The sequence below is a fragment of the Pseudarthrobacter sp. NamE2 genome, assembly GCF_005796205.1.
Classification (GTDB): domain Bacteria; phylum Actinomycetota; class Actinomycetes; order Actinomycetales; family Micrococcaceae; genus Arthrobacter.
In genome coordinates this window covers 1-3,589 of sequence record NZ_VAHN01000030.1, presented here as the reverse complement: position 1 = coordinate 3,589, position 3,589 = coordinate 1, and the positions used below count along the sequence as shown (strand labels likewise).

The following is a 3,589-nucleotide window of genomic DNA, read 5'->3' as shown; positions in this document are numbered from 1 at the left end:
GGCCGCCAACAAAATCGGCTAACCCCGCACCCCAAGCAAAGAACCGCCCCGCCACAAACACCAGTGGCGGGGCGGTTCTTTGCCATTAAGGCGCCGGAGCAGGAACCAACGGGTGCAATAAAGCGGGAAATCCTTGACAGCGCCCGTGACCTGCGTCACTGTTTGTTGCATATCGTGACGCTTGTTGCCTATGGCGCTAAGCAGCACCATGACTACAACGACGCCGGCTTCCGCCAATGCCAACCAGGAGAACCACCATGAGCGCAGCACCACGCGTTGTCATCATCGGAGCCGGCATCGTCGGCACCAACCTCGCCGACGAGCTGGCAAGCCGCGGCTGGACCAGCATCACGGTGGTGGAACAGGGTCCGCTGGAGCTCGCCGGCGGGTCCACCTCGCATGCACCCGGACTGGTGTTCCAGAACAACCCGTCCAAGACCATGACGGAATTCGCCACGTACACCGTCAACAAGTTGCTTGGCCTGAGCAAGGACGGCCAGTCCTGCTTCAACCAGGTGGGCGGCCTGGAGCTGGCCACCACTCCCGGGCGCCTGGCCGACCTCAAGCGCAAGATGGGCGTGATGACCTCCTGGGGTGTCGAAAGCCGGATCGTCGACGCCGATGAATGCCAGAAGATCTACCCGCTGCTGAACACCGGCAAGCTCACCGGCGGCCGCGAAGTCCTGGGCGGCCTGCTCATCCCCACCGACGGGCTCGCCCTGGCGGCACGTGCCGTGCAGCTGCTGATCGAGCGCTCCCGTGAACGCGGCGTGACCTACCTCGGTTCCACCACCGTGACCGGCATCCAGCAGTCGGCCGGCAAGGTCACCGGCGTCGAGACGTCCTCCGGTGTGATTCCCGCCGACATCGTGGTTTCCTGCGCGGGTTTCTGGGGCCGTGAGCTCGGCAGGATGGTGGGCCTTGAGGTGCCGTTGCTGCCGCTGGCACACCAGTACGTCGTCACCACTCCCCTTGCCGAACTCGAGGGCGTCAACGAGCTTCCCAAGGGCGCCAGCAAGCCCATCCTCCGCTACCAGGACAGGGACCTGTACTACCGCGAATGGGGCGACCGCATCGGCATCGGCAGCTACGCCCACAAGCCAATGCCCGTGGACATGTCGGCCCTGCCGAAGGTGCCGGCCGGGGAGATGTCGGACCACCGCATGCCCTCCCGCCTGGACTTCACCCTTGAAGACTTCGAGCCCGCGTGGGAAGACAGCCAGGACCTGCTGCCGGCCCTGCGCAGCGCCGCGATCCAGGACGGCTTCAACGGCATCTTCTCGTTCACGCCGGATGGCGGCCCGCTGATCGGTGAAGCCCCGGGGCTCTCCGGTTTCTACGTTGCCGAGGCCGTCTGGGTGACGCACTCCGCGGGTGTGGCCAAGGCCGTCGCCGAGCTGCTGGTGGAGGGCCGCTCCCGCACCGACCTGCACGGCACCGAGCTCAGCCGCTTCGAGAAGGTCCAGACCTCCGACGCCTACGTCAGCGAGACCTCGCAGCAGAACTTCGTGGAGATCTACGACGTCCTGCACCCGCTGCAGCCCAAGGAGTCCCCGCGGGACCTGCGCGTGAGCCCGTTCAACGTCCGGCAGAAGGAACTGGGCGCCTTTTTCCTGGAATCTGCCGCCTGGGAGCGCCCGCACTGGTTCGAGGCCAACCGCGGCCTGCTGGACGTACTGCCGGCGGAGTGGCAGGCGCCGGAACGCGACGAGTGGGCCGCCATGTTCTCCTCCCCCATTTCCGCCGCCGAAGCGTGGAAGACGCGTACCGCCGTCGCGCTTTATGACATGACGCCACTGAAGCGGCTGGCCGTCAACGGACCAGGCGCCCAGGAGCTGCTGCACCGGCTAAGCACCGGAAACATTGCCAAGAAGCCTGGTGCGGTCACTTACTGCCTGCTGCTGGAGCACGACGGCGGCATCCGCAGCGACGTGACCGTCGCCCGGCTTGGCGAGGAAGACTTCCAGCTCGGCGTGAACAGCAACGTGGACTTCGATTACCTGCGCGTTGAGGCCCGCAAGCAGTCGGCCGCCGATCCCGCCAAGTGGGTGCATGTCACAGACATCACCGGCAGCACCTGCTGCATCGGCCTGTGGGGCCCGCTGGCCCGCGATGTCATCGGCAAGGTCAGCACCGACGACCTCAGCAACGACGGCCTGAAATATTTCCGCACCAAGGAAATCTCCGTGGGCGGCATCCCCGTCACGGCCATGCGCCTGTCCTACGTGGGCGAGCTGGGCTGGGAGCTGTACACCACGGCCGAATATGGCCTGAAGCTCTGGGATCTACTGTTCGAAGCCGGGCAGGAGCACGGCATCATCGCCGCCGGCCGCGGCGCCTTCAACAGCCTGCGCCTGGAGAAGGGCTACCGGCTGTGGGGCACGGACGTCACCTCGGAGCACCACCCGTACCAGGCGGGCCTGGGCTTTTCCGTGGCGAAGGACAAGACCGGCTTTGTGGGCGCCGAGGCGCTGGCGGAGCGCAAGGAGCAGCCCGCCGCCAGGACGCTGCGCTGCCTGACGGTCGACGACGGAACGTCAGTGGTGCTGGGCAAGGAACCTGTTTATGTGGCCGGGGAAGCCGCGGGCTACGTTACCAGCGCCGCCTATGGCTACACCGTGCGCAAGCCGATCGCCTACGCCTGGCTGCCGTCCGCCGTCGAAATCGGTGACGCTGTGGAGATCGAGTACTTCGGCAAGCGCGTGGCTGCCACCGTCACCGCCGAACCGCTGGTGGATCCCGGAATGGAGCGCCTCCGCGGCTAAAGCAGCCTGCGGTTGAGCCCGTCGACGCCAAGGGCCGGAAGTGGAACTCCATTTCCGGCCCTTGCGCTTGCTCGACCATCGGGGTTTCGGCAAGCTCAACCACCGGCAAGAGTAGTGCCCCCGCCTCCTTTCGGAAGCGGGGGCATATGCGCGATGTTTTCTATACGCCGCTCGTCTGCAGCGACGCAGACTCTTCGGCTGCGGCTGCTTCGCCCCTGTGGGGTTCGAAGCGGACGAACATGGCTTTGAAGCCGGGGGTGTTGGATTCACGGGCGACGTTGTCTTTGTGGACCAGGACGTTGGCTTCAGGGAAGTAGGCGGCGGCGCAGCCCTTGGCGGTGGGGTAGGCCACCAAGCGGAACTTGTCCGCTTTGCGGTCATGGCCGCCGAAGGTGCTGATGACGTCCACGAGGTCGCGGTCCTGGTACCCGAGCTCTACGAGGTCTTCGGGGTGGATCAGGATGACGCGGCGGCCGCCGGAGATGCCGCGGTAGCGGTCGTCCAGGCCGTAATAGGTGGTGTTGTACTGGTCGTGGCTGCGGATGGTCTGCAGGACCAGGTGCCCCGGCGGCGGGGTGAGGTATTCCAGCGGGCTGACGGTGAACCGGCCGCGGCCGATGTCGGTGGCAAACGAGCGGGTGTCCCGGGGCGGGTTGGGCAGCACGAACCCGTTTTTGGTCCGGACCCGGGCGTTGAAGTCCTCGAAGCCGGGCAGAACCCGTTCGATGTGGTCCCGGATGACGTCGTAGTCCTCAGCCATTGCCCGCCAGTTGACGGGGTGGTCCGGGCCGAAGGTCGCCTCGGCCATCCGGGCCACGATGACA

General features: G+C 66.2%; 3 protein-coding genes. 2 read left to right on the top strand and 1 reads right to left on the bottom strand.

The features are described from left to right. Both FDW83_RS19315 and FDW83_RS18805 read left to right on the top strand, forming a co-directional pair. On the top strand, positions 1-261 hold a 261-nt coding region (locus FDW83_RS19315), incomplete at its 5' end, for a hypothetical protein (RefSeq protein WP_205754702.1). Beyond that, entirely contained in the window at positions 258-2,765 is a 2,508-nt protein-coding gene (locus tag FDW83_RS18805; RefSeq protein ID WP_138139587.1) for an FAD-dependent oxidoreductase, read from the top strand. The genes FDW83_RS19315 and FDW83_RS18805, both read left to right, overlap by 4 nt. Positions 2,766-2,925: 160 nt before the next feature. Here the strand turns inward: FDW83_RS18805 and FDW83_RS18800 are convergent. After that, positions 2,926-3,589 (bottom strand): molybdopterin dinucleotide binding domain-containing protein (locus FDW83_RS18800; RefSeq protein ID WP_305014841.1); only part of this gene is annotated, 664 nt, incomplete at its 5' end.